Here is a 26,477-nt window from a genome sequence, read left to right on the forward strand (position 1 = left end):
CCCTCGCGATCAACCCGATAACGACGTGGCGAGCGCCCGCGTCTCCTCGGCGAGCTTGTTCATGTTCGCCGATTCGAAAATCGAAATGCTCTCGTCGAGGAAGCGGCTCGCCTCGGCGCGCGCGGCTTCGTCGCCCTTCGCGCGCGCGTGGAGCACACGCGCCATCGTGCGGCGCGCCGTTCCCCGCATGTAAGGCGAGCTGACGCGGTCGGCGAGCTCGATGCAGCGCTCGGCGTGCCCCTTCGCCGCGTCGAGCTCGCCCGTGACGAGGTGGCATTCGGCGAGCCCGCGGTGTGCCTCGGCGAGGCCGCGCAAGGAGCCGAGGCGCTCGTGCAGCACCTCGGCCCGCGAGAGCGTGCGAATGGCCGCGCGGGCGTCGCCGCGCGCGAGCTCGAGCTCGCCGACGTTGCTCAGGAGGATCGAGCGGTGCTGGACGAGGTCCCAGCGCTCGGTTTGTTCGAGCGCCTCCCGCCAGGTGGACTCGGCCAGGTCGAGGCGGCCGCGGAAGTAATGGAGCGCCGCGAGCCCATTGTAGGCGTCGACGGCCTCGACGGGCGCGTTCGCCGCGATGGCGCGATCGATGGCCCGCTGGTAGGTCGGTTCGCCCTCGTCATACCGGCCCGTGTGCAGATATCCGTTGCCGAGGACGCGGTAGGCCGAGGAGAGGGCGCGCTCCCATTCCTGCGTGCGCGCGGCGGCGTCGCCTTTTTCGTGGGATTCGAGCACGCGGCGGAGGCGCTCGGCGCAATCACGATGATCACCGAGGTGGACGCTCGCCCCCATCGCGCCCGTGAGCGCGCGGAGCGCGAGCAAGCTCTCGTCCTCGCCGAGCCATTGTTCGGCGAGGACAAACGATTCCCGCGCGTCGGCATACCGGCTGAGGTGCTGGAGCGCCCAGCCCTTTTCGATGGCGACGCGGGCCTTTTCGTCGGCGCAGTCGCCGAGGCCTCCGGCGCGGGCGAGCGCGTCGTCGGCGACCTCGATGGCGCGCGCGAGGCTGCCCGCGAGCACGAGCTCGTGCGCAAGGCAACCCGCGAGGGAGAGCAGCTCGCCGAGCCGCGCGGGCGCGTCCATGGCCGAGGCGGGCATTTCGAGGAGGATCTCGCGGGACGCTTCGAGCATCCGCACGGCCTCCTCGATCGCGTGGGTGCGCATGGCGCGCTCGGCGGCGCGACGCTTGTACGGCAGGGCGAGGGCGAGCTCGCCGGCCTCGCGAAAATGGTGGCCGATGAGGTCGTCGTGCGGGCCGGGGGAGCCGCCCGTGGCGCGTTCGAGCCAGAGCGCCGCGGCCCGGTGGAGCGCGCGGCGCCGCGCCTTGGGCACACGCCGCTGCGCGACCTCCTGCAAGGCCGCCTGCGTGAACGCATAATCGAGCTCGCCGGCCAGCATCGCGTCGCGTCGCTGTGCGAAGATGCCGCGGCGCACGAGATCGGCGAGCGCGCGCGGCTCGAAGCGCCCTTCGAGCAGCTCGCCGAGGAGGGAGGGCCAGAACCTCCGGCCCGCGACGGCCGCGGCCTCGACGGCCTCGCTGAGCCGCGGTTCGAGCCGATCGAGGCGGCCGAGGAGGAGCTGTTCGAGCGTCTCGGGCAGGCGCACGCTCGCCGCCCGCGACGAGGAGAGCCGCCACGTGCCCTCGCCGACGACGAGCACGCCCTCGTCGACGAGCTGGTGCACGGTCTCCTCGACGATCAGCGGCACGCCGCCCGCGAGCGCCGCGATCTGCCGCACGAGCCCCGCAGGCACGTCGATGAGCGCGCGGAGGACGTGCCGGAGGAGGGCCTCGCACGCCTCGTGTTCGAGCGGCTCGACGGGGATCGTGACGACACCCGAGGCATCCCGCAAAAACGAGAGATCCGGCGCGGCGGCGCCCTCGGCGCGGCTCACGAGAATGAAGAGCGCGGGCGCGCCCGCGAGGCGCTCGATGACGTGGCCGAGGAGCGCCTTCGTGGTGGCCGTGGCCCACTCGAAATCTTCGAGCAAGAAGAGCAGCGGCGTGCGCGTCGCGAGCCTGCGGTAGGCCTCGGCGACGGCGTCGAAGAGGACTTTTTTCTGGGCCTCGTCGCCGGCGACGGCGTCCCGCTCGGCGCTCGCGTCGCCGCCGCCGCCCACGCCGAGGAGCTCGCCGAGCCTGCGGCCGAGCTCGATCTCGGCCTCGCCGAGCGTCGTGGGATCGACAGCGCAGTAGCGGCGGAGGTAATGGTCGAGCTTGGCGCGGACCTGCTCGGGGCCGTCGTCGTCGACGACACGCGCGCGGTGGCGGATGGCCTGGAGAAACGGCTCGTACGGGACGCCTTGCCCCGCCGGGGTCGAGCGGCCCATCTCGAAGTAGTACGTCTCGCCCTCGCGCTCTTCGAGCTCTTCGACGAGGGCCATGCAGAGCCGGCTCTTGCCGACGCCCGCGGGCCCCGTGACGACGAGGACCTCGGGCTGCCGCTCCATGCGGGCCCGCGCGAGGACGGCGCGCAAGACGGAGAGCTCTTCGTCGCGCCCGATGAGCGAGATGCGGACGCCGTGGATCTCGTTCGTGCCGAGGTACGCGGTTGATTTCTTCGACACGACGCGACGGCCGGGGACCTCGGCGCCCGCGCTCGTGGTTTCGTAGAGGCCACGGACGCGGCGCAAGACGGCGTGCGTCGCGACAATCTCGCCGGATGATGCCGCGCGCGCGAGGCTACGCGCTTCGAAGACGGGCGCGCCCGAGACGAAGGGCACGCCGCTGCCACGCGGCTGCGTGGAGACGACACGGCCGGCGTCGATGCCGAGGCGCACGCCGAGACGAAACGAGGGCGGGAACGTGGGGTCGGAGGAGAGCGCGCCGAGGGCCGCGCGCAGCGAGAGGGCAGCGTCGAGGGCGCGCTCGGCGTCGTTCTCGGCGGCGCCCTCGGGCCCGAAGAGGCAAAGCGCGCGATCGGTAAAAGGGCCGATGGGCTCGCCGCCGTGACGCGCGAGGACCTGTTCGAGGCGCGCGCCGACGACGGCGAGGCAATCGAGGTGCTCTTCCAGATCAACCGAGGCGTCGAGCGCGCCGAGCGAGAGGTCGACGTAGAGGACCGTGGCGCTGCGGACCGAGCGCGCGTCCTTGGCCTCGCGAGGCGCCCACGCGCCCGAGCCTACGGCCGTGGGGAACGGCCGCGACGCGTCAGAGAGGAGCGAGGTCACGCCCGGCAGGGGCCCGAGGGTCCCGTCGGCGCCGACGACGATCGTCTCGGAGAGCTCGATCGGCGCAGGCGACGGCGCGCTCGGGGCGCGATCGGCGAGGGTCGCCGCGCCCGCGCCGAAGGCTCGGAGCTCGCGGAGGAGCTCGTGCGTGAAATGCTCGACGGTCTGGTAACGCTCGCCGGGGTGATTCCGGAGCGCACGGCCGATGACGGCGTCGATGCCCGCGGAGAGGCCGAGGTCGGGGCGGAGGCGCGAAGGCAAGGAGAGAGTGCCTTCGAGGCGCACGGCGAAGAGGCGGGCGAGGCCGCCGGACTCGTCGAAGGGCCGCGCGCCCGTGAGCAGCTCGCAAGCCATGATGCCGAGCGCATAGATGTCGGCGCGCCCGTCGATGTCGTTCGCCTCGATCTGCTCGGGCGCCATGTACGCGGGCGTGCCGCTCACCTGGCCGTCGACCGCGAGCTCCGGGCCGCCCTCGAGGCCAAACGCCTTGGCCACGCCGAAGTCGACGACCTTCACGAAACACGCGTCGCCCGCGAGGGTCGTGAGCAGGACGTTGCCAGGCTTGAGATCCCGATGGACGATCCCGCTGCGGTGGGCCTCGGCGACGGCGCTGCCGACCTGGGCCATCACGTGGCCGACGAGCGAGGGTTCGAGGCGTCCCACGCGGCGCAGACGCTCGTCGAGCGACTCGCCGCGCACGTACTCCATGACGATGTAGTGGAGCTCGGCCGAGGCGCTGCCGAAGGCGTGGACGACGACGACGTTCGGGTGGCTCAGGCGGGCGAGCAGGCGCGCTTCGCGGCGGAAGCGCGCGTCGGTCTCGAGGAGCGTGGAGAGCTCGGGGCGCAGGATCTTGATCGCGACGAACCGGTCGAGGGCGAGATCACTCGCGAGCAGGACCTCCCCCATCCCACCGGCGCCGAGGCGCTTGATGATCTGGTACTTCTGCCCGAGGACCGTGCCGGGGGTGAGTTTTGCCGTGTCGATGACGCCCCTCGCGAGCCCCGCGAGACCATCCCCCGATCCCCGTGGGCTGTTGCCGCTCGTCGTACCATACCGGTGCGCGCGGCGTCACGCGGGTCCTTTCGCGCGAGGGCGAGCGGCTCACTGAAAGAGAAACGAATGCCAGTACGCGAGGACCTCGCGGACGATGAACCACGGCTCTTTCAAGAGGCGCCGGCTCATGCGCGCGGGCACCGTGTACACCGCCACGCCCGCGCGCTCGAAGAGCATCTTCACGCGCGGCTCGTGATAATAATGCGTCACCGCGATCGCCCGCGAAAACCCGTGGCGGCGCATCAAGAGCGCCCCGTTCCGCGCCGTCCACGAGGACGTGACGCCCTCTTCGTCGAGGATCACGGAGGCCTCCGGCACGCCCGCCGCGACAGCACGCGCGCGCATCACCGCGGGCTCCGAAATCCCATTGTGCTCGTCGATGGCGCCGCTCATCACGATCGCCCGCACGAGGCCCTGCTGGTGCAACCAGATCGCCTCGTCCACACGATCCGAGAGCGCGAGCGAAGGCGTGCCGTCGTCCCACACACGCGCCCCGAGCACGATCGCGCAGTCCGCACGGCGCTCGTACCGCGTCGGCCCTAGGGTGACCATGAGCAGGAGCGGCATGGCCACGAAGCTCGCCGCCGTCACGGCCGCACACACGGCCGCGCGCCCGAGCGTCCATCGAGGACGCTCTGTGCGATCCGTCGCGACGTTCGCCGCGAGCGCGCCGAGACAAACCAGGACGACCAGGGAAGCCGGGACAAACGCCGGGCCGTGGATCGCGCCGCGCGCGAGGACGCCGTAAAACGTGGCGACGTCGAGCGCGGCGAGCAAGGCCCCGATCCCGAGGACGATCGCCCCGCCAAGGCGCGCCCACGCCAGGCGGATCGGCCGCGCCGCATGCCAGAGGAGCGTGACGGCCGAGACAAGCTCCAGGGCGCGGAAGATCGGCCGCGGAAGATCCGCGTCGCCGAGCCAGGTGTGTGTGGAATCGAAGGGAGGCCGCACGGCCTCGCCCGCGAGGTTCATGAGGGCGAGAAGGCCGACGGCGAGGCCCACGCCGCGCAAGGCAAAGGCGGCATGGGCGCGGAGACGAGACGCGCGCGAACTCAGGAGATCGTGGGCGGGTTCGAGATGCGGGGCAGACGGGTGCTCGGCGACGCGCCGCTCTTCGAGGAGGGCGCCGACTGCGAGCTCGCGCCGCCGTAGAGCGCCTGAATCGAGGCCGGCATGCGCGAGCCGGGCGGCATGGACGGGCGGCCCATCGGCGGGCGGTACGAGGGGCGCTTGACCGCGGGCAGGCGGTGCGCGCTGCCGCGACGCGAGAGCGGCGTGCGGAGCGAGAGCGGCGCGACCTCGTTCGCCGCGTCTTTCATGACCTTCGCGAGGATGCCGTAGACCGTGGCCCACGCTTCCTTGACCTCGGGCGTGAACGCCTCGCCGAGGCCCTTTTCCAGCGTCCACAGGAGCGCCGCGCCGACCGTGTCGTAGTGATCGTCGCGAACACCGTACGCGAGGTGGCGGCGACCGAGCGCCTGGACGGTCGGGATCAGCGCATCGAGACGATCGAGCGCCTGAACCGCGACCTTCAGCGTGGACATGAGCTTCTTGCCCTGGTCCTTCATGTCGCCCCGGAAGAGGGGCTTGAGTGACGGATCGACCTCGAAGAGCCGACCATAAAACAGTCCGGCGGCCACGTCCGCGATCGGAGCGACCATCTCGAAGGTCTTCTGGACCAGAAGCTTCTGCTCGTTGTTCATCGTTTCCTCACGGCCAGCCCTGTTATCCGGGCGGAGAGATGCTTCGGCGACCACCAGCAGCGAAGACCTCTATCCAAGATCTGCGCCGACGTTTCACCCTAGCATGGGTCGGGCGCGTACCGACAGGATTTGTTGCGGGGACGCCAAGCGCGTGGTGTCCGTGATGCATCGGCAGCGCCCCGACGAGAAGCCCGCAACGTTTGCACCCGAACGACATGGATGTCGGTCCGAGGACGGAAACGCGGCGCAGGATCGAGGGGGCGCGGGGGTTCAGACAGGGATGATGCCGCGCTTCTTGAAGGGCCGCTCGATGCGCTTGTGCCGCGCGAGCTCGAGGCCCCACGCGACGGCGCGCCGCGTGTCCCGAGGATCGATGACGTCGTCGATGAGGCCCCAGCCAGCGACCTTCATGATGTCGATGTTCTTCTGGAGCATGTCGACCATCTGCTGCTTGAGCTCCGGCGGCGGCGGCGCGTCGCCGAAGAGCTTGCGCGCGGCGATGCCGAGCATGCCCTCGGGGCCCATCACGCTGATCTCGCCGGTCGGCCATCCGACAATGAGATCCGGCTCGTAGGCGCGACCGCACATCACGTAATAACCGGCGCCATACGCCTTGCGCACGACGACCGTGACCTTGGGGACGGTCGCGGCGCTCATCACGTGCAGCATCTTCGCGCCGTGCCGGATGATGCCCTCGTGCTCGACCTTCGACCCGATCATGAAGCCGGGTACGTCCTGGAGGAACACGAGCGGGATGTTGAAGGCGTCGCAGATCTGCATGAACCGCGCGGCCTTGTCCGAGGAGTCGACGTCGAGCACGCCGCCCATGTGATTGGGCTGGTTCGCCACGATGCCGACGCTCTGGCCGCCGATACGCGCGAGGCAGGTGATGATCTGCCGCGCGAAGCGGGGCTTGATGTCGAAATACTCGCCGTGGTCCACGATCGCCGCGATGAGCTTGTACATATCGTACGCCTTGCGCGGGTTCTCGGGGAGCAGGTCGAGCAGCGATTCCTCGCGCCGATCCGTGGGATCCGTGGCGGCGATGCGCGGCGGCTCTTCCTCGCAATGGGACGGGAAGAACGAGAGGTATCGTTTGATGGCCGCGATGCAGTCGGCGTCGTTCTTGTATTCGCCGTCGCCGACGCCGCTCTTCGTCGAATGGACCTTCGAGCCGCCGAGCTCCTGCTCGGAGATGTCCTCGCCGGTCATGGCCTTGACGAGCGGCGGGCCGCCGAGGGCCATCGAGCCGATGTCCTTCACCATCGGCACGAAATCAGCGAGACCCGGGATGTAGGCCGTGCCCGCGGCGCCGGGGCCGACCATGGCCGCGACCTGCGGGACGACGCCGCTCATGATGACCTGCTCGCGGAAGAGGTGGCCGCTGCCCGCAAAGAGCGAAATCGAGTCCGGGTGGCTCGCTCCCGGGTCGATACGCGCGCCGGCCGAATCGATGAACCACACGATGGGCCAGCGGCCGCGCAGAGCCATCTGGCGGAGGCGCGTGACCTTCTCCTCGCCGGTATGCCCGATGCTGCCGCCTTTGACCGTGAAATCGTAGGCGGCGGCGCAGACCATGCGGCCGTCGACCTTGCCGAAGGCGCAGACGACGGCGTCGGCAGCCGGCCGATCCTTGCCGTCGCCGGCAGAGAGGCCCATCTGCGTGCCGTGCATGCCGACCTCGAAATGGACGCCGTCGTCGAAGAACGCGGCGAGCCTCTCGCGGGCGGTCAGCTTGCCGCGCGAATGTTGCTTTCCGACCTTGTCCTCGCCGCCCATCTTGCGCACCTCGGCGCGCCGGGCCTCGAGGTCCTTCAAGAGCTCACGCATGTCCATGGGTCATTTACCCGTCCATTTGGGGGTGCGTTTTTCCAGGAACGCCATCAGGCCTTCCCGCGCGTCGTCCGTCGAGAGCACGGCGCCGAGCCGCTCGCGCAGAAACGGCAAGGCTTGTTCGAGCGAGAGATCGGCCTGCGCCGCGAACGCTTCGAGCCCGAGCTTCACGGTGATCGGGCTCTTCTGCGCGATCTGCCCCGTGATCCGCGCGACCTCGGCGTCGAGCCCGTCCGCGTCGACGGCCTTTCCGACGAGGCCGATCGCCGCCGCCTCGTCGGCGTCGAGTTTGTCGCCGAAGAGCATCATTTCGAGCAGGCGCCGCTGCGGCACGACACGCGCGAGCACGGCCATGATCATCATCGGGAAGAGGCCCCGGTTGATCTCGGGCGTGCCGAGCTTGACCCCGCGCGCGGCGACCGCGAAATGGCAAGCCGCCACGAGCCCGACGCCGCCGCCCATCGCGACCCCGTTCACCCGCGCGACGAGCGGCTTCGGCGAACGCGTGAGCGCGAGCAGGAGATCGGCATAATCCCCCTTCGGCGGCAACTCCGCCGAGGGACCGGACGAGCTCATCTGCGTGAAATCACCGCCCGCGCAGAACGCGTCGCCCGCGCCGGTCAGGACGATCGAGCGCACCGAATCGTCGTTCGCCGCGTCTTCGAGCGCCCAGAGCAGCTCGTTCACCATGGCCGGGCCAATGGCGTTTTTCTTGGGCGGGTTTTTCAGGGAGATCCAGAGGGCGCCGTTTTCCTTCGGCGCGACCTCCAGGAATCCATACGCGCGCGTCGTCATCGGGGTGCTCCGAGCGAGAGGATCTCCCGAGCCTCCTCGACCGTCGCCGGCCGCCGGCCCACGTCGCGCACGAGGCGCACCGCGGTCTCGACGAGCGGGCCGTTCGAGGTCGCCATCTCGCCGTTCGGCAGATAAAGATGATCTTCGAGCCCGCAGCGGATGTTGCCGCCGAGCACGAGCGCCGCGGCGATCATACGCCAGGCGCCGTGGCTGATCCCGATGACCTCCCACTCCGATCCGGCGGGCATGATCTTCGTCTGGAGCTGGAGCGACTCGACGTGCCCCGGAATGCCGCCGAGCACGTTCATGATGAACGAGAACTGGAGCGGCGGCCGGAGCACGCCCATGTCGAGCAGCGGCGCGATCCCGTTCGTGTGCCCCGTGTCGAAGCACTCGAGCTCGGGCTTCACGCCGACCTCGTTCATCACCTCCAAGAGCTTGATGATCTTCGAATAGGTGTTCGGAAACACCATGTCGAAATCGAATTGCTTGCGCTTGGGCGAATATTTCGCGTAGTTCATCGTGCCCATGTTGAGGGCAGCGATCTCGGGCTTGCTCTCGCGCACGTACGTGCATTGATCGGTCACGTCGTCGAGGATCGTGCCCGTCGAGAAATTGAGGATGATCGGACAGCGGGCGCGAACTTCCTCTTTGATGCGGGCGAAGACGGCCGGGGAGAACGTCGGGCCGCCGTCGTCGTTGCGGGCGTGGATGTGCACGACCGAGGCGCCCGCGTCATAGGCGCGCTTGCATTCGTCCGCGATCTCCGCCGGCGTGTACGGGATGCCCGGGTTTTGCCTGCGATTGGCGAGGACGCCCGTGACGGCGCAGGTGACGACACAGATGTCGGGATCACGCACGCCGGGCTTCTTGGTCTCGCCTGTGAACGATTTCATGGCTTGTCCTCCTCCTCTCCCGCGCGGGGAGCGCCTTGCGCCTCGGATACGCGGCCCTCGACGTGCGAGACGACGCGCTTTTGCAGCTTGGTCAGGACCCGGAGCAAATGCTCGAGATCGCTCTGTGACAGATCCGTCAGCGCGCTCCGGAAGATCTCCATGGGCTCGACCTGAATCTCACGCGCGAGCTTCTGGCCCTTTTCGCTCAGCCGGATGTAAACGACGCGCCGATCCGTGGTCGAGCGCTCGCGCTTGACGAGCCCCTCGCGCTCCATGCGGTCGATGATCCCCGTCACCGTGCTGTTCTGCGCGCGGATGCGCTCGGACAGGGACGACAAGGACAGGTCCCCGAGCTCCTGCAAGAGCTTGATGACGGTGAGCTGCGGGCCTGTGAGCCCGAACTGCGCCGCCAGGCCCTTCGTCAGGCGGCGCGACTCGGTATAGAGGTAGATGATCGTCTCGACGATCGCATCCACCTCGGGCTTGGTGTCGGGAGGGAGGGAGGCCGCCACGGATGTTTCGTGTACGAAATATTCGCGGAGCGGCCACTTGTCAAGGGTGGAGTTTTAGCAAGCGCGCTCACGCCCCGAACGGCCGGAGCCCCCGCGCCCGCGTCCGGGCGAGCCGATCGAGGAACTGCTTGCGGGTGAGGACGATGGCGCCGAGCGCCTTCATGTGCGGCGTCATCACCTGGATGTCGATCCAATCGCAGCCCGCCTCGCGGAGGTGATCCACGAGATACAAAAGCGCGATCTTCGACGCATTCGGCGTGAGGTGAAACATGCTCTCCGCGGAGAAATACCCCTCGACGCAGACGCCATAAATGCCCCCCACGAGCACGTCCTCCGCGTCCCATACCTCGACGCTGTGCGCGAAGCCGAGCCGGTGCATCTCCTTGTAGGCGTCCATGAGCTCCTCCGTGATCCACGTGCCATCCTGCCCAGGCCGCGGGACCTCGGCGCAGCGCTCGATGACCGCGTCGAATCCCCGGTTCACCGTGCAGCGGAGCGGGGTCTTCCGGAGTTCGCGGCGGAGGCTGCGCGAGAGGTGGAGGAAGGAGAAATCGAGGACCGCCCGTTCTTTCGGGCAAAACCAGGGCAGGACCTCGAGCCCGTCGATCGGCCAGGGAAAAACCCCGCGCCGGTACGCCTCGACGAGCACACGCGGCTCCAAGCTGCCGCCCACGGCCACGATGTCGTCGGCGTCGATGCTCATGCTCGGTCTTCCAGGACGCGGGCCATCCAAGCGCCAAACCCCCCGCGGGTCAAGCCTTTGCCACCGGCCAAATCCAGCTTATAGGCCAGCATCGTGCCCGTCTTCGAGAAACGTACCCGGATCCAAGCCCCGCCCGAGGTGGTCTTCGCCTTCCACGAGCGCCCGGACGCGCTGAACCTCCTCCTGCCACCGTGGGAACATGCCCGCGTCCTCGAACGGACCGGAGGCCTGGAGAAGGGCGCACGGACCGTGATCGAGACGTACATCGGGCCCGTGAAGCAGCGCCTCGTGGCCGTTCACACGGCATTCGAACCAGGGCGGATGTTCCAGGATACGGTGATCGAAGGACCGTTCGCCCGGTGGGTTCACACGCACACGATGGAGCCGGACGGAGAAGGCGGGACGTTCCTCATCGACCATATCGAGTACGCGCTGCCGCTCGGCCCGCTCGGCGCCCTGTTCGGCGGCGCGTTCGCGCGGCGGAAGCTCGAAAAGATGTTCGAGTACCGCCACGCCGTGACGAAAAAAGCCTGCGAGGGTTGAGGGACGTCAGCGTTTGTCCGGCGAACCGGCGCTGCCTCTTTCGATCGCCGAGAGCTCGAGGAGCACGGCCTTGACGCGCGGATCCTCGGGATCGAGGGCCTGGGCTTTTTCGTACGCCGCGCGCGCCTCCGCGAGCTTGCGTTGCTTGGCGAGGGCATTGCCGAGGTTCACCCACGCGCTCACGAGCGCTGGATCGAGCGCGAGGGCCTCGCGGTAGATGACCTTCGCGCGTTCGAGGTCGCCCTTCTGCGCCGTCGCATACCCGAGGTTCGAACGGTACGTCGCGCGGCGCGGATCCCGCGCGACGGCCGTCTCCAAACACCGGATCGCGCGATCCGTGTCGTTCAGGGTGAGCAGCGCGGTGCCGAGGTCGTTCTGCACGCGGGCGTCGTTCGGCGCGAGGCGCGCGGCGCGCTCGTACGCGCGGACGGCCTGCTCCCGCCGGCCGAGCGCGAGCAGCGCGGTGCCGAGGTTCGTCTGTCGTTCGGCCACGCCGGGCTCGATTTCGGCGGCGCGTTCGAGCTCGCGGACCGCCGGGTCGAGTTGCCCCATGGCGACGAGCCCGACCCCGAGCGCGGAGTGCGCCTCGGCGTCGTTCGGCGAAAGCTCGGTGGCCTTGCGCAAGGCGGCGAGCGCGGCCTCCGCGCGGCCGAGGACGAGGAGCGCGCGGCCGAGCTCGAGGTGCGCGGGCGCGTAGGAGGGCTCTTTTTGAAGGATGCCTTCGAGGTCCTTCACCGCCTGGATCAATCCGGGGTGCGTGGGCGCGGCGCCGTAATCGACGGGCGCGTCCTCGGCGGAGAGGCGCGTGCGGACGAGGCCGACGATCGGCGCGGGATCCTTGGGCGCGAGCGCCTTCGCCTTCTTGTACGCCTTCTCCGCCGCTGAAAAATCCCCCCGCGCGTGCGCCTCGTCGCCCTCGGCGAGCGCCTTGTCCGCGGGCGTCCCCGTCCCGCGCGCGAGCTTCGCCGGCGGCGGCTGCGGGGCCTCCTCGCTGGAAATGGGCGCGTCGAGCGGGACGCCGGAGCCCGGAGGCGGCGCCGCGGGCGCGGGCGTGGGTGCAGGCGCGGGCGTGGGTGCGGACGTGGGTACGGAAGCGACTCCGGAAGCACTTCCGTAAGTGGCAGGCGGCAACGGCTCGCGAGGCGGCAGAGGGGGCGGCGTGGCGGGGCCGCAGGCGGCGACGATCACGAGCGTGATCACGCCGCCGCGGCATCTTCGGGTCTTCATCACAACTTGTACGGGGTCATCGAATGCTCTTTGCCGTCGTAACGCAGGAGCACGGGCTTGTTGTCGAGCCGCGTCGCCACGGACACGGGCCGCTTCCAGCAGCGGACGAGCGAGACGAGCGTCTCGCGCGCGTAATCGGCCCGGAGGTCCACGCCGCCGTGCTGGTGCTCAAGGAGCAGCTCGCCGCGGTTCTGGTGGTTCGCGTCGATCACGCGGATGTAGGGATCGCCGAAGTTCGTGAGCGAAAAGAGGAGCTTCTCCTTCACGTCGCGGAACTGACGGCTCTCGATCTCGAACCGATCGTTTCGCCCTGAAAAACCGAACGTGTAGAGCTTCTGCTCCAGCACGAAATCGGGGGTCAAGAACTCGTCGATGAACGTGACGTCGTTGTAGAGCGCGCGGACCTGGAAGATCTTCTGGCGGCCGAGGCCGAGGCGCATGTCCCAGCTCCGCTTCGCGTCGAGGTCGTTGCACTCCTCCCACTCGCGGCCGAAACGCCCCTTGTTCCAGCGCTCCTCGATGTACCGGAACAGCTCGACCCCGACCTTGTACGGGTTCAGCCGGCCCGGCGCCGTGGCCATCACGCCCGCGTTGTTGTCGGCGTAATCGATGATCTCCGAGGCATCGAGGATCTTCTCCGTGAGGATCTTCGAATGCCAGTACGCCGCCCACCCCTCGTTCATGATCTTGGTCTGGCGCTGCGGCACGAAATAAAGGGCCTCGTCCCGGATGACCTCCAGAACGTCGCGCTCCCAGCGCTCCAGAGGCGCGTGATCGAGCAAAAAGCCGAGCACGTCCCGCTCCGGCCGCTCGGGGACCTTGCGCTCGGGTTTGTCCCTCGCGAGCTGCTTCTTCTTGGCCTCGATGTACTCCTCCGGGTTGATGAAGGATTCCATGTATTCCTTCGCCCGGAGCCGCGGCACCTCGATCGGCTTCTCGTCCTCCTCCTCGTCGCCCTTCTTCGTCGTGCCGCGGCCCGAAAACGGCTGCCACGGGTCGATGAGGTTCTCCAGCGAGAGGCATCGATCGATGAAATCCTCGACCTTGTTGATGCCGTGCCGCTCGATGTGCCGCGCGACGCGCGAGCCGTGGTTCGCCATCTTGTCGATCCAGCGCCGATCAGGATCGTAGGGGCTCGTCTTGCGCACCGGATCGATGATGTTTCCCTTTTGATCGAGGTCGGTCGAGCGGAAGCAGAAGTTGTTCTTGAAGAAGTCCACGTGCGCGTACACGTGGGCCATCACGAGCTTCTGATCCGTGAGCGAGTTCCCTTCGAGCAAATAGGCGTACGAGGGGTTGTTGTTGATGACCATCTCGTAGATCTTCGAGAGGCCATATTCGTAGCTCTTCGAAAGCTGCTCGTACTCCATGCCGTACCGCCAGTGCGGATACCGGCTCGGGAAACCGCCGTACGCGGCGATCTCGTTCATCTGGTCGTACGTCAGGATCTCGAAAATCACGGGGAAGAAGTCGAGGCCATACTCGCGCGCAACGGCCTCGACGCGCTCCTGCTCGGCCCGCAGGTAGCGGGGGAGCGCGGTGTTCAGCGCAAACTTGCTCATCTCGCCTCTACGCCCCCTCTCACTTCCCCTTGCCCAGGAAATCCTTGATGCTCCCCACGATCCCGTCCTTGTCCCGGATCTCGCTCGTGACGACGCGCTCGTCCCGCCCGAAATGCTCGCGCAGATCCTTGATGAACTGGCCCGAGCCGTACGGGCTCTCCACCTGGCCGTACGCGAACATGTTCGCGCGCGGCAAAACCTTGTTCTTCAGGACGTCTACGCACGCGAGCGTGTCATCCATCGACCAGTTGTCCCCGTCCGAGAAATGGAACGGATAGATGTTCCACTCGTCCGGCGGATAATCGGCGTCGATGATCTGCGAGCAGAGCTTGTACGCGCTCGAGATCATCGTGCCGCCCGACTCGCGCGTGTGGAAAAACGTATCCCGATCGACCTCGCGCGCGACCGCGTCGTGAATGATGAACCGCGATTCGAGCCCTTTGTATTGCTTCGTCAGCCACGCGTCGATCCAGAACGACTCGATACGCACGATCTCCTTCTGCTCGTCGCCCATCGAGCCCGAGACGTCCATCATGTAAATGATGACCGCGTTCGCGACGGGCTCGGTGACCGTCTTCCACGATCGATATCGTTTGTCGTCCGGGACGGGCACCACGACGGGTTTGTCGTGCTGAAATGTGCCGCTCGCGATCATGCGCTTCAGCGCCTCGCGGTACGTGCGCTTGAAATGGCGCAAGGACTCGGGGCCGACGCGCCGGATCCCCGAATACCGATCGTGCGCATTCGAGATCTTGTTCTTGCCCTTGTCCTGGATGTCCGGGAGCTCGAGCTCTTCGCCCAGGATGGCCGCCAGCTCGTCGAGCGTGACGTCGACCTCGAGGATGTGATCCCCCGCGTCGCTGCCAGCTTGCCCTTGCCCGGGCTGCTTCTCGTCCCCGCCGTGGATCGGGTCGCCGGGATTGCCATCCCCCTGCCCCACGCCCCCCCGCTGCTTGTCCCCGTACCGGAACCGCGGGATGTCGATATGCGGGATCGGGATCGATACGAGATCCTTGCCCTTGCGCCCGACGAGCTCGCCTTGCGAGATGTACTTGCGCAGGTTCTGCCGGATCCTCCCGCGGACGATCTGGCGAAAACGGCCGTGGTCCTGGTCGATCTTCAGCGACACCTCGGAAGTGTAGCAGATCCGATCCAAGGGAGGCTCTTTCTGCCCGACGAACTGCGCGGCCGCCAAGCACGTTCCCCGCACGTCCAGCCTGGTCCAAGCATGCCCGCGTCGCTCCGCCCGCACGCTCGATCGTCGGGTCGCTCACGCGCGCTCGATGCAAGCACTCCGTAAACGGCGCGATCCAGCGGCGAATTGGGCGTCCAGGACAGCGCCTGTGATACGCTCTCGGGCGATGTCGCGGGGCACTTATTCCATAAGGATGCTTTGGTTCGTGCTGTCGCTCGTGGCCCTCGGATGCGGGGGGCGGGCGGAGCTGCTCGGGCCAGGACAAGGCGAGGACGGCCAGGGCGGCCAGGGCGGCCAGGGCGGAGGCATTCCCTGCCTCGAAGACGGGGTCCCCTGCCAGGACGGGAGCCCCTGTTGCAGCGGCACCTGCCAGAACGGCGTTTGCGGCCCGTCGACCTGCCTGCCCGACCAGGCGCCTTGCATGGACCCGAGCGAGTGCTGCGCCGGCATCTGCGCGAACGAGCGCTGCGGCTTCACCACGTGTTCCCCCGACGGCTTCGGCTGCGTCTCGGGGCTCGAATGCTGCAGCGGCATCTGTCAAAACGGCGCCTGCGGGTTCGGCCCGTGTTTGCCGAACAACGCGAGCTGCATCGAAGGCAGCCAGTGCTGCAGCGGCGGCTGCTTCGAGGGCCTCTGCAGCGACACATGCCTGCCCGACGGCTCGTCCTGCTTCGACAACGTCCAGTGTTGCAGCGCCGTCTGCAACGGCGGCGTGTGCGGGTTCAACCAGTGCGTGCCCGACGGCGGGGGCTGCATGTCGAGCTTCGATTGCTGCAACGGCTCGTGCAGCAACGGGGTCTGCGGCATCGGGCAGTGCACGGGCAACGGCCTCATGTGCAGCTCGCCCGACGAGTGCTGCTCCGGCCTCTGCTCGAACGGCGTTTGCCTCGGCAAGCCCTGCACGCACGACGTCTGCGTGGTCGGAACCGCGCTCGATCCCGGCTGCGGGCCGTGCGCCGCGTCGATCTGCCAGCTCGACCCGTTCTGCTGCAACGGGATCTGGGACGGGCTCTGCGTGAACGCCGTGGACTCGGTCTGCGGGCTGAAATGCGGCGAGTGCACGGAGGATGGCCTGCCGTGCATGTCGGGCGATTCGTGCTGCTCGCAGGTCTGCAACGCGAACGGGACCTGCGGCCCGCTCGTCTGCGCGCCCGACGGCAAGCTCTGCCAGACCGGCGGCGAGTGCTGCTCCGGGCAATGCTCGAGCGGCGTCTGTGGTCCGCCGGCCTGCAAGCCGGACGGCGTGCCCTGCATGATCGCCGGCGAGTGCTGCACGAACCAGTGCTCGAACGGCGTCTGCGGCCCGCCGGTCTGCAAGCCCGATGGCCAGATGTGCGCGGGCGCCGGCGAGTGCTGCACGGGCCTCTGCTCGGACGGCGTCTGCGGCCCGCCCAAGTGCCAGCCCGACGGCAACGCCTGCATGACGGCCGGCGACTGCTGCACGGGCGTCTGCACGAACGGCGTCTGCGGCAAACCCGTCTGCCAGATGGACGGCGTTCCCTGCAACGTGCCGAGCGATTGCTGCTCGGGCCTCTGCTCGGACGGCGTTTGCGGCCCGCCGCAGTGCCAGCCCGACGGCAGCATGTGCATGAACGGCGCCGCGTGCTGCTCCGGGCAGTGCACGAACGGCGTCTGCGGCGCGCCGGCCTGCCCGTCGGACGGCAGCGTGTGCGGCAACTGCGTGGCCCAGAGCTGCTGCAACCAGCTCCAGAACTGCATCAACAACCCCACCTGCCAGAACAACGTGCAGTGCTTCCTCACGTGCGTGGCCGGCGGATCGAGCCCGGGCCCGTGCTTCTTCCAGTGCGTGAACAGCCCGCAAGCCGTGCAGCTCCTCGTCTGCCTCGGCTCGAACTGCGGCCAGGGCACCTGCTTCTAGTGGTGCCGGCCCTGCCTGCCCGCATCGCCGCGGCGTTTTCCCTCTTCGTCTCGCTTCTCCACGCGGGAAACGCCGCGGCCGAGCCGCCTTCCCGCGCGGAGTCCGCGCTCCTCCACGACCTCGTGAAGATCGTCGAGTCGAAGGCCAACGCGGGCTGGAAGATCGATCGATACGAGTTCGAGACGATGATGCCGGACGCGCTGGAGAGCGTCTGCGGCGCGCCGGAAAAGGTGCGGCTCGCCGCGCTCGCGAGGCAGGCGCGCACGGTGGAGTCCCTCGGCGGGCCGATCACCGAGGCGTATCGAAAGAACGGCGGGAAGCTCAGCGGGCTCTCGGATCTACTCGCGGCCACACGGGTGCACGCGCTGCTCACCGAGGCGCTCCAGCGCGCGCCCGCCGAGTGCCCGTTCTGGATCACGCCGAGCCCCGCGTTCCGCGGCGTGCAGACGGACGCCTATCGCTTCACGCTGAACCTCGAAACCGACGGGATCTTTCTGCTGCGACGAACGGAAGGCACGTTCCTCCCCGGCGCAGGCGCCGGCGGGCGGCTGCTCCTCGGGCGCGGCTTCTCCCACCAATGGTCGATGCTCTTCGGCCTGGAGTTCGGCGGCTGGGCCATCATCGAGCAGAGCGAAGAGGCGACGAACATCCCGCTCGAGTTCATCGGGGCCGTGCCGCTCATCGTGCGCCACGTGCGCGAGACGTGGCAGTTCGACCTGGAGCTCGCCCCCGTCGCGTTCCTCACGCAGTCGGATCTAAGGCCAAGCGCCGGCGGCCGCGTGGGCGTGTCGATCGGCGTCTCGACGTTGCGCATCCGCCGCATCATGCCGTGGGCCGGCCTGCACCTCTCCGCCGAGCTTTACCCGGCGAACGACGTGCGCGGGACGGTCACCGTAATCAAAGGCGGCGGACGCTTGGGCTTCGACTGGGACTTTTAGCTACCGGGAGAACGAGAGGCCCCACCACGCGATCACGCGCGGCGCGCCGCCCTGATCGAAGATCACGGGGCCGATGCCGAGGCCGGGCGTGATGGAGCGCAGTTCGTCGCGGAGCGCTCGCACGGGCCACGCATGCCCCTGCGCAGGATCGTCATACCGGAACACGAGCGTCGGCCCGCCATCGAGCGACGACTCGGCGCGCTCGACGCGGAACGGCGCGACGCGGCGGCCCCCCTTGAGGAGGTTCCACCCGATCTCGCTCTCGATGGCCTTGCCCTCCCACGGCAAGAGATCCGTCGCGAGGAGCCGAACGAGGCTCCGAACCGCGAGGAACGCGCCGGGCGCCGCGACGAGCGCGAGCACGCGGCCGCGGCCTTCCCCGATGGACGAGGGATCGAGGGCGCTCCCGGCCGCATAGATGCGGCGGAGCGACTCGGGATGCGCGCCGACGAGCTCGTCGAGCGACCGAACCTTCGAGACGACGCGACCGGGCTCCACTGCCTGCATGCGCCGCAGGTTGCATGGTTTCGGAACGCGCAGCAACGCGGAAGGGTCTCTTCGTGGAGGCGTTGCGCTGGGGCTTTGCCCCAGGCCCCACCCGGGGCTGTCCGCCCCGGGACCCGGACCAGCGAGGCGCTGGACCCAGGTCGATGAACTGCGCGATGCGCAGTTCGTCGAACAGCCAGGGTCAAGACCAGCGACGACCTTGTCAGCAGAGACCGCAGCGCTGCTGGTTCAACCAGCAACGTACCCGTTGCCAGCTTGGAACCCACCTCGATGGTCTTGCCACCGGCCCGTTGGAAGAACTGCGCGATGCGCAGTTCTTCCATCCCCGGTCCAGGCCGTGCCTGGTCCGGGGTCGAGGGGGCGGACAGCCCCCCGCGGGGTCCGGGGCAGCGCCCCGGCGCAACGGCTGCGAAAGGTCAGGCGCGCGGCGGGCGGGGCGGAGGTGTGCTTCGCGAGGGGACCTGCTGGGGCGGCTGCGCGGACGGGGCCGCGAGTGCGGGTGCAGGCGCGCTTGTGCCAAGGCGGCGCGCGACGTCCGTGAGATCGAGCCCCGTGGCTGCGCGGATTTGCTCGGTCACGGCGATCGCCTTGCGTGCAAGCGAGGCGTCGTCGCCCGACGGGAGCACCGAGAGCGTACCGATCTTCGTCGGCGTGCGGGCGCCTGCGATGTGCGGCAGGAGCGGCATCATCTGCTGAAGTGCGAGGATCTCCAGGGCGCCTGGCCCGGCCTTGCGGATCTCGTCGACGATGCGGTGCAACGCCTCGGCCTCGGCCTTGCCGAGCTCGATGATCTTCGCTGCGTCGCCGCGCGCTTGCTCTTCGAGGTTCCGCCGCTCGGCGTCGTGCGGCTGGATCACGTCGGCGAGGAGCTGCCGCTCGACCTGGAGCGCGCGGGCCTTCTGGCGGTTGATCTCCGCCTTGACCTGCGCGATCTGCGCGAGCACCTGGCCCTTGGCCTCCTGGATCATGGCCTCGCGGCGGCTCAACGCGTCCTTGACGCGCTTCTGCGTCTCCTGCCGCGCGATCGCGAGGTCCGCGTCGATCTTGGCGACCTCGCTCTTCGCCCAGTTCTCGGCCTTCTGCTCGGCCGACTCGGCCTGCGTCCTGGCCTCGACGATGCTCGCATCCATGCGGACGCTCGCTCCGCGCATGCGGCCGATCGAGTTCAGGTAGTTCGCGTCGTCGGCGACGTTCTGGATCTTCAGCGTGTCGAGCACGAGGCCCATGCGCTGCATGTCGTGCTCGGCTTCTTCGAGCAGCTTGTCGGCGAACGCGGTCTTGTCCTGGTTCACCTGCTCGGGCGTGAGCTGCGCGAGCACGCCGCGGACGTTGCCTTCGAGCGTCTCGCGCGCGATCGCCGCGATCTCGTCACGTGACTTGCCGAGGAAGCGCTCGACCGCGTTCGAGAGCCGCGGCTCCTCGCCGGGGAGTTTTACGTGCGCGACGCCTTGCACGTTGAGCGGGATGCCGCCCTTCGAGTAGGCGCCCTTCACGGAGATGTCGACCGGGATGTTGTTGAGATCCATGCGGTCGACGCGCTCGAGCAGCGGGATGCGCACGGCGCGGCCGCCGCGCACGGAGCGATAACCGACCGCGCGCGAGCCCACCTGATGCGACCCGCCCGAGAGGATGAGCACCTCGTTCGGCGAGCTCACGAGCAGCAGGTTCTTCAGCGTGTAGACGACGAAGCCCACCACGACGAGCGCGGTCAGGCCGAGGACCATGATGATCGGGATCACGAAGCCCTCCCGTGCGATCCGAGGATCTGCTGGATGTCGATGCCCATCGCGCGCCCCGTCTCCTGAAGGACCCGCGTGACCGCGGCCGGGTACGCTGCGACGAGCGCGCTGAAGGCCTCGACGTCGTTGCCCGCCACCACGTTGACCTCACCGATCTGCGTCTGCGCCACGCGCGCCGCCGCGGCCGTGACGAGCTGCCGGAGCTGCTGGAGCACGTACGCGTCCTTCGCGAGCTGCCCTGCGGCCGCCCACTCCTGCGCCACGAGGCGAAGCGCCTCGGCCGTCGCCTTGCCGTTCTCCACCGTGGGCGCCGCCTCGCCGCGCGCCTTGAGCTCCTGCGCCTTGCGGTTCGCCTCGGCCGGCAGGATGACGTCGCAGTTCAGGCGGAGCTTTTCGAGCTCGGCGCGCAACGCCTGCAGCTCCTGCTCGGCCACGGCGCGCTCGGTCTCGGCCGCGATCTCGGCCTCGTTCTCGATCTGCTTGGCCTCGGCTTCGAGCTTTGCGCCTTCCGCACGGTAGTTGTTGCGGCTCTGCACGATCACCGTCTCGGCGCGCTTCGCTGCCGTCTCGGCTGCCTGCCGCGCCGCCGCCTGCGCCTCGGCCACGGCCTGGTTCGCCGCGTTCTCGGCGTTCGCCGCGTCGCGCAGCATCGTCGCGATCCGGCCGCGGCCGAGGTTCGCGAGGTAGTGCTGATCATCGGAGACGTGCTGGACCTTGAGCACGTCGAGCTCGAGCCCGAGCTTGTCGAAGTCGTCGCGCGCGTTCTCCACGAGCGTCTCGGCGAACTTCAGCCGATCCTCGTTCACCTCCTCGGGCGTGAGCTGGGAGATGACCTCGCGGAGCACGCCTTCGAGCGTCTGCTGCGCGGCGATGGCGATCTGCGTGGGCGTGGTGCCGAGGAAACGCTCGACGGCGTTGCGCACGGCGGTGTCGTTGCTCGCGACCTTCACGTTCGCGATCGCGTGCACGCTGAGCGGGATGCCGCCCTTCGAGTACGCGTTGTGCACCTGGACCTCGACGGGGAAGAGCCGCATGTCCATGCGGGCCACGCTCTCGAGGAAGGGCACGCGGAAGCCGCGGCCGCCGTGCAGGATCTTGTAGCCGCTCACGGTGCCGTCGGGCAGGACGTGCTTGCGGCCGCTGAAGACCAGGATCTCGTTCGGCCGGCAGATGAACAAGAACTGCCGCAGGACCGCCACGAAGATCCCGAAGAGCAGGATGATGCCGCCCGCGGCGAGCAGCACGAAGACGGCTTGATCGAGGTCGGGCGTCCCCACACCCGAGGCCACGTCGGTCGAAGGGCGCGTGCGCCGCTGCGCGTCGATGGACGCGAAGAGGACACTGCCGAGATGATGATACCCCATGCGGCGAGCGTAGCAGGCAAGGCGGCACGCCCGGTGCGTGATCGGACACGCGATCACGCGATTTCAGCATCTGGCTACGCGAGCTCGGAGGGGCGCCGCGACACGCGCGCCACGTCCCCTTCCACGTCCTCCACGAGGACGTGGTCGCCGCGCGCGATGTCCTCGCCGTCGCTTCGGGCGAGCAGGTCGACGCTCTGACCCTTCAAGACGATACGAATCTTGCCGACCTTGTCCTTGCCGACGGGCACGAGCACACGCCCGACCGAGCCGCCGGCGTGGTTGACGTCCGCCGACGTCGACGCCGAACCTTGGGCCACAAAACGAAACGCGAGCTGCGCGAAGAGGCCCGACGAGAGGCCGGAGCCGGCCGCGAGCACGAAGATCACGACGGGCCCCGCGAGCGCGAAGAAGTGCAGCAGCGAGCCCGACATGCCGAAGCCGAGCAACGTGAACACCCAGAACCGGAGCGAGAGGAAAAAGGCCACGAGGTCGCTCGCGCCGGTGCCCGCGGACGTCGTGGCGAGCGCCTTGCCGGAGACGTCCTTCGCGAGATCCTTGCCCCCGCCTTCGCCCGCGTCGTGCCCGTCACCGCCATCGGCGTCGCCCTTGCCCCCCGAGACGATCTGCACGAGCAAGATGCCCAAGCCCACGACCAGGGAGAAGAGGTAGACGAGGCCCATCGACGAGAGAGTATCTCGTCCCCAAGCCCGAACGATACGGATCGGCACCCGAGCGACCTCCGGGGAGGCGATCCGCACGATGCGGAGCGGCCCCCCGGCCGCCGCGGAGGCGCTCCGTAACCTACGGAGCGGCCACCCGGCCGCCGCGGAGGCGCTCCTACGTTACGGAGCGGCGCCCCGGCCGCCGCGGAGGCGAGCGCAACGATGCGGAGCGGCTCCTCGGCGGCCGCGCTAGCTCCCGCGCAGCACGACCTCGTAGACCTCGCGCACGCGACCCGTGACCTCCCGATACCGCGCGAGCAGCTCCCCGGCGGCCTGCGCGCCCGGGCGATCACGAATGCCCATCCGCCGCGCCAGAGGCCAGAGACCCGGCGCGCTCTCTTCGAGCAGGTGCGACGCGTCGGCGTGCACGATACGGATGCGGCCGCCGAGCTTGCGCAGGAACGCATATCCATCCCGCAGCGCCTCGGCCTGCTCCGGCGTGAGCTTGCCCGACGCCGCGAGCGCCTCGATCGCGAGCGCCGTCTCCGTGGTGCGAACGCCCGGATCCGCGCCGCTGAGCATCTGCAAGAACTGCACGCAGAGCTCGATCTCGAAGAGCCCGCCGCGCCCGAGCTTGAGGTCGTACCGGCCGCGCCGCTCCAGCGAGAGCTCTTGCTCCATGCGACCCCGGAGCCGGCGGAGCTCCTCGGCGACCTGCGCAGGATCGCCCGGCATCGCGTAGGCCGCCGCGTGCGCGATCTCGATCGCCCGCGCCCCGAGCTCGACGTCGCCCGCGACCGCGCGCGCGCGCAAGAGCGCGAGGCGCTCCCAGGCCGCGGCCTCGACGTGCGGCGTGTCCGGCCCCTTCGCGTGGTAGCGCGCGAAGGCGTCGATCGACGTGACGAGCAAGCCCTGGTTGCCCGAAGGCCGGAGGCGCGTGTCGAGCTCGTAGCCGGGCCCGGCCGGGTGCAGGATCGAGATCAAGCGGATCACGCGGCGCGCCGAGCGAGCGAAAAACGCGTCGGGATCCGCGCCGGGAGGAGCCTTCTCCGGGTCGAAGAGGAAGAGGACGTCGAGGTCCGAGCCGTAGCCGATCTCGCGCCCGCCGAGCGTGCCGACGGCGAGCACGGAGAGGCCACGCACGGGCTCGCCTTCGGGCGTGCCGAGCGCGTGCCGTGTCGCCGCTTCGAGCGACGCATCCGCGAGCGCCGAGAGCACGTACCCGACCTCGCGCGGGCCGAGCTCACTCGCGAGATCCGCGAGGCCCACGTCGATCACGACACGCGCCTTCGCCTGGCGGAGCGCGCCGACGAGCTGCTCGTCGGGATCCTCGTCCACCGCCGCGGCCTCGCGCTTGGCCTGATCGAGCTCCGCGCGGGCAGACGCAGGCGTCGGGACGCCACGCGCGAACAGGATGCGATCGCCGAGCTCGGGGTGCTGCACGAGCGCCTCGGCGAGGAACGCGCTGCCGCCGATGGCCTCGACGAGCCTGCGCACGAGGCGCGGCTCGTCGCCGAGGAAACGCAGGTACACGCCGGGATGCCGGAGCCGCGCGAAGAGCCTGCGGAGCGTGCGCGCGGCCTGCTCGGGATTGGCCGCGTCGGCCACGGCGTCGAGGACCGCCTCGCCGAGGCGCGGATACGCCTCACGGCTGCGGGCGCCGAGCGCCGCGTCCGGGCGGCGCGAGAGATCAAAGAGATCCCGCGCGACGTCGCCCCACCGCTCCACCGCTTCGAGCGCGTCCGGCGCTTCGGGCGTCGCGACGGGCAACGAGAGCTCTGCGACGCGGCGGAACGCAGCCTCGAACGCCACGGCGTCGCCGTCGTCGAGCGCGGCGAGGGCCTCGGCCCAGCGCGAAGGCGCAAGCGCGCCGTCGGGCACGAGCGAGCGGAAGCGCGCTTCCACGCGGCCGAGGTGCTTCGCGAGATCGACCTCGAACGCCTCGGCCGACGCGAAGCCGAGCACCCGCGCGAGCCTGCCCGCAGACTCGGCGTCGGCAGGCCACACGTGCGTTTGCTGGCCCGTGGCGAGCTGCACGGCGTGCTCGGCGCGGCGGAGCGCGAGGTACGCTTCGGCGATCTCGCGCGCCTCGCGATCCGTCACGAACCCGGCCGCGCGCAAGCGCCGGAGGCCGTCGAACGTGCCCCGCGCGCGGAGGCGCGCCTCGCGCCCGCCCCATACGAGGAGGAGCGTCTGCACGAAAAACTCCGCCTCGCGGATGCCGCCCGATCCGAGCTTCAGATCGCGCCCCGGCTCCCGGGAGAGCTCGGTCCGCGCGCGCTGCACGAGCTTCGTCATCTCGACGGCGATCGTCGGATCGACGCGCCTCCGCCACACGAAGGGCTCGAGCGCGGCGAGCACCTCGTCGCCGAAGTCGAGATCCCCTGCGATGGGCCGCGCGCGCACGAGCGCCGCGCGCTCCCACGTCCGCCCGAACGACTCGTAGTACCGCTCGGCGGCCGCGAGCGAGTTGACGAGCGGCCCGCCTCGCCCCTCGGGCCGCAGGCGGAGATCCACGCGCCACACAAAGCCGTCCGCGGTCACGTCCTCCAGCGTCGCCGTCACGCGCCGCGCGACGCGCGTCCAGAAGTCGTGCAGCGGCAAGGTCTCGCCGCCGCCTTGCGCGCATCCGCCCTCGTCCGTGTCGTAAAAGAACACGAGATCGACGTCGGATCCGACGTTGAGCTCGCCCCCGCCGAGCTTGCCCATGCCGAGCACCACGAACCGCGCGGGCGCCCCGCTCTCGCGCCGCGGAGGACCGAACCGCAACGCGAGCTGCGTGATCGCGTCCTTCACGGCCGCGTCGATCGTCACCTCCGCGAGCGCCGCGATCTCCTGCGACGTCACGTCGACGTCGGCGCCCCCGAGCGAAGGCGGCAAGAGCTCGCGCAGCGCCACGCGGATCCGCTCTTCCCGCGCGAACCGCCGCAGCTCCCGCGAAACCCGCTCGCCGTCGTCGCCGTCCCCGAGCCGCGCCCGGAGCCGCGCGGCGAGCCCTGCGCGATCCCGCGCGGCCTGGTGCCCCTCGGCGGCGATCGTCTCGACGATCTCGGGCGACACTTCGAGCGCGGGGGCGAGGGCCGGATACGCGCTCGCGAGCAGCACGGCGAGCGCAAACCCGACCGTGCCGGGCTCGATCCGCTCGGCGAGGCGCGCGGCGTAGATCTCGGCGCGGCGACGATCGATCCGCTGCGCGAGGGCGAGGAGCCGGGAGCGGCGGAGCATCGGAAGGCCGCAACGTAGCAGCGACGCGCGTCAAACGCTTGGGGGCGACGCGCGGCACGCCCGCGGATCTGCGTTTTTTCCTTCCTCGGGCCCGCGCCGAGCAGGCGGGGCGGACGTGTTCACGGATCTCCCGACCCTCGGCCTCGATGCGCCTTGGCGAGGCTCCGCCCACCTCCTATGCTCCGCGGCGTGCGTCTCCTCTGCCTGTCCGACATTCATGGACGCGCGGATGCGCTCTCCGCCGTACTCGCGGTGGCCGAGCGCCGCGGCTATTCGAAGATCCTCGTCGCCGGGGACCTCTGCTTTCCCGGCCCCGATCCGCTCGAGACGTGGCGTCGGCTCACGCAGATCCAGGCCATCTTGGTCCAGGGCACCGGCGATCGCGCGCTCGCGACGCTCGACATCAGCAAGGTCGTCCCGAAGAGCCCCCACGAGCGCTCGCGGCTCGATCGCCTCTCCGCGGTGCGCACCGAGCTCGGCCAGCTCATCCTCGCGCGGCTGGGCAGGCTGCCGACGACCCATCGAATGAACCTCGAAGACGGCAGCGAGCTCTTGCTCGTCCACGGATCCCCGGTCGATCCGTTCGAGCCGTTCTGCCACGACATGACGGACGAGGAGATGGCGGCCCTGCTCGGCGACGATCCGGCCGACGTGATCGTCTGCGGCGGCTCGCACGTGCCTTTTGATCGCATGGTCCAGGGCGTGCGGATCGTGAACGTGGGCAGCGTCGGCGAAGCCCCGGGCGGCGAGGGCGCAGGGCAAGGCTTTTCGCACGCCGACGTCACGCTCCTCGAAACCAGCATCGCCGGCGTCGAGGTCGAGCAAATCGCCGTCCCCCTCGGGAAGGCGGCCTAGTGCGGGCGTGGCAAACGAGCCCCCCTCCGGTCGGCTGGCTTTCTTTCGATCCCTTGGAACTCCGAGAAACCACCCAGGCCTGCACGGTTCACCGTTCCCAAGCGACGGCGTGCAGCGCTATGAT

The 26,477-nt window shown here is 69.4% G+C and carries 20 protein-coding genes; 4 read left to right on the forward strand and 16 right to left on the reverse strand.

Features of this window, described 5'->3' with window-relative positions; genetic code table 11:
- Positions 1-9 precede the first annotated feature (9 nt).
- The 8 genes from E8A74_RS07930 to aat all read right to left on the reverse strand — a co-directional run bounded on the left by E8A74_RS07930 (position 10) and on the right by aat (position 10,657).
- A complete protein-coding gene (locus tag E8A74_RS07930; RefSeq protein ID WP_338089476.1) occupies positions 10-4,146 on the reverse strand; it encodes a serine/threonine-protein kinase in 4,137 nt (1,378 codons plus the stop codon).
- A 117-nt stretch (positions 4,147-4,263) separates the two neighbouring features.
- Positions 4,264-5,217: a YdcF family protein gene (locus E8A74_RS07935; RefSeq protein ID WP_170228950.1), complete on the reverse strand. Its 954-nt coding sequence runs from the start codon at positions 5,215-5,217 to the stop codon at positions 4,264-4,266.
- Positions 5,218-5,267: 50 nt separating this feature from the next.
- On the reverse strand, positions 5,268-5,918 hold the full coding sequence (locus E8A74_RS07940) for a globin family protein (protein ID WP_136928331.1): 651 nt from the start codon (positions 5,916-5,918) through the stop codon (positions 5,268-5,270).
- A 270-nt stretch (positions 5,919-6,188) separates the two neighbouring features.
- A complete protein-coding gene (locus tag E8A74_RS07945; protein WP_232379431.1) occupies positions 6,189-7,748 on the reverse strand; it encodes an acyl-CoA carboxylase subunit beta in 1,560 nt (519 codons plus the stop codon).
- 9 nt (positions 7,749-7,757) lie between these two features.
- Complete coding sequence (locus E8A74_RS07950) at positions 7,758-8,546, reverse strand: enoyl-CoA hydratase/isomerase family protein (protein ID WP_136928333.1); 789 nt, start codon at positions 8,544-8,546, stop codon at positions 7,758-7,760.
- On the reverse strand, positions 8,543-9,442 hold the full coding sequence (locus tag E8A74_RS07955; RefSeq protein WP_136928334.1) for a beta-keto acid cleavage family enzyme: 900 nt from the start codon (positions 9,440-9,442) through the stop codon (positions 8,543-8,545). The genes E8A74_RS07950 and E8A74_RS07955 overlap by 4 nt, the downstream gene beginning before the upstream one ends.
- Positions 9,439-9,954, reverse strand: coding sequence for a MarR family winged helix-turn-helix transcriptional regulator (locus E8A74_RS07960; RefSeq protein ID WP_136928335.1), 516 nt, complete (start codon positions 9,952-9,954; stop codon positions 9,439-9,441). Before E8A74_RS07960 ends, E8A74_RS07955 begins: the two co-directional genes overlap by 4 nt.
- A 67-nt stretch (positions 9,955-10,021) precedes the next feature.
- Positions 10,022-10,657 (reverse strand): leucyl/phenylalanyl-tRNA--protein transferase, encoded by a 636-nt coding sequence (gene aat, locus E8A74_RS07965; protein ID WP_136928336.1) that lies wholly within the window; start codon positions 10,655-10,657, stop codon positions 10,022-10,024.
- A gap of 93 nt (positions 10,658-10,750) precedes the next feature.
- On the opposite strand from aat, the gene E8A74_RS07970 reads away from it, so the two are divergent.
- Complete coding sequence (locus E8A74_RS07970) at positions 10,751-11,200, forward strand: SRPBCC family protein (protein ID WP_136928337.1); 450 nt, start codon at positions 10,751-10,753, stop codon at positions 11,198-11,200.
- 6 nt (positions 11,201-11,206) lie between these two features.
- Here the strand turns inward: E8A74_RS07970 and E8A74_RS07975 are convergent, their stop codons facing one another.
- From E8A74_RS07975 to E8A74_RS07985, 3 genes are read right to left on the reverse strand one after another with little or no spacing between them, the layout of a single operon-like run.
- Positions 11,207-12,427 carry a tetratricopeptide repeat protein gene (locus E8A74_RS07975; RefSeq protein WP_136928338.1) on the reverse strand — a complete coding sequence of 407 codons (1,221 nt, stop codon included), beginning with the start codon at positions 12,425-12,427 and terminating at the stop codon, positions 11,207-11,209.
- Positions 12,427-13,989 carry a SpoVR family protein gene (locus E8A74_RS07980; RefSeq protein ID WP_136928339.1) on the reverse strand — a complete coding sequence of 521 codons (1,563 nt, stop codon included), beginning with the start codon at positions 13,987-13,989 and terminating at the stop codon, positions 12,427-12,429. Before E8A74_RS07980 ends, E8A74_RS07975 begins: the two co-directional genes overlap by 1 nt.
- A gap of 19 nt (positions 13,990-14,008) precedes the next feature.
- Complete coding sequence (locus E8A74_RS07985) at positions 14,009-15,118, reverse strand: DUF444 family protein (protein ID WP_136928340.1); 1,110 nt, start codon at positions 15,116-15,118, stop codon at positions 14,009-14,011.
- Positions 15,119-15,389: 271 nt separating this feature from the next.
- On the opposite strand from E8A74_RS07985, the gene E8A74_RS07990 reads away from it, so the two are divergent.
- Together E8A74_RS07990 and E8A74_RS07995 are read left to right on the forward strand one after the other, a co-directional pair.
- A complete protein-coding gene (locus E8A74_RS07990) occupies positions 15,390-17,063 on the forward strand; it encodes a hypothetical protein (protein ID WP_170228951.1) in 1,674 nt (557 codons plus the stop codon).
- Between the two features lie 2 nt (positions 17,064-17,065).
- Positions 17,066-18,001: a hypothetical protein gene (locus tag E8A74_RS07995; protein ID WP_136928342.1), complete on the forward strand. Its 936-nt coding sequence runs from the start codon at positions 17,066-17,068 to the stop codon at positions 17,999-18,001.
- Here E8A74_RS07995 and E8A74_RS08000 read toward each other — a convergent pair whose 3' ends face one another.
- The 5 genes from E8A74_RS08000 to glnE all read right to left on the reverse strand — a co-directional run bounded on the left by E8A74_RS08000 (position 18,002) and on the right by glnE (position 25,498).
- Positions 18,002-18,508, reverse strand: a complete 507-nt coding sequence (locus E8A74_RS08000) for a hypothetical protein (RefSeq protein ID WP_136928343.1) — start codon at positions 18,506-18,508, stop codon at positions 18,002-18,004. It lies immediately after the preceding gene.
- 416 nt (positions 18,509-18,924) lie between these two features.
- Positions 18,925-20,247, reverse strand: coding sequence for a flotillin family protein (locus E8A74_RS08005; RefSeq protein ID WP_136928344.1), 1,323 nt, complete (start codon positions 20,245-20,247; stop codon positions 18,925-18,927).
- Positions 20,244-21,611 carry a flotillin family protein gene (locus E8A74_RS08010; RefSeq protein WP_136928345.1) on the reverse strand — a complete coding sequence of 456 codons (1,368 nt, stop codon included), beginning with the start codon at positions 21,609-21,611 and terminating at the stop codon, positions 20,244-20,246. The genes E8A74_RS08005 and E8A74_RS08010 overlap by 4 nt, the downstream gene beginning before the upstream one ends.
- A gap of 74 nt (positions 21,612-21,685) precedes the next feature.
- Complete coding sequence (locus tag E8A74_RS08015) at positions 21,686-22,291, reverse strand: NfeD family protein (protein ID WP_136928346.1); 606 nt, start codon at positions 22,289-22,291, stop codon at positions 21,686-21,688.
- 231 nt (positions 22,292-22,522) lie between these two features.
- A complete protein-coding gene (gene glnE, locus E8A74_RS08020) occupies positions 22,523-25,498 on the reverse strand; it encodes a bifunctional [glutamate--ammonia ligase]-adenylyl-L-tyrosine phosphorylase/[glutamate--ammonia-ligase] adenylyltransferase (RefSeq protein ID WP_136928347.1) in 2,976 nt (991 codons plus the stop codon).
- A 189-nt stretch (positions 25,499-25,687) separates the two neighbouring features.
- Between glnE and E8A74_RS08025 the strand changes: the two genes are divergently transcribed.
- Positions 25,688-26,353 carry a metallophosphoesterase family protein gene (locus E8A74_RS08025; RefSeq protein WP_232379432.1) on the forward strand — a complete coding sequence of 222 codons (666 nt, stop codon included), beginning with the start codon at positions 25,688-25,690 and terminating at the stop codon, positions 26,351-26,353.
- The last annotated feature ends 124 nt before the right edge of the window (positions 26,354-26,477 follow it).

The organism is Polyangium fumosum, assembly GCF_005144585.1.
Lineage (GTDB): Bacteria > Myxococcota_A > Polyangia > Polyangiales > Polyangiaceae > Polyangium > Polyangium fumosum.